1 pseudogene is annotated in these 228 nt (G+C 37.7%); it reads right to left on the bottom strand.

From position 1 onward, the window contains the following. A pseudogene (locus tag H5073_RS18205) lies at positions 1-159 on the bottom strand (IS3 family transposase); the annotation flags it as partial. Between the last annotated feature and the right edge of the window lie 69 nt (positions 160-228).

Genomic DNA, 228 nt, shown 5'->3' on the forward strand with positions numbered 1-228 from the left:
TAATTCAGCTTGATACTGTACTTTCCATCTAGACACCGCAGATTTACCTGCACCTGACATATCTTCAATTTGCTTGTTGGTGTAACCCTGTTCGACCATCAGCTTGGCATATTCTAATTTTTGAAGAGGGCTGATATGGACTGCGCTTTTTCTGGTCATGTTTAATACCGATAAGATTTTGTGTATTTTAAGCTGAAAATCACTCCAGTTTCATTAGACCATTACATT

This window comes from Shewanella sp. SR44-3, from assembly GCF_014163735.1.
In the GTDB taxonomy this organism is placed as follows: Bacteria; Pseudomonadota; Gammaproteobacteria; order Enterobacterales; family Shewanellaceae; genus Shewanella.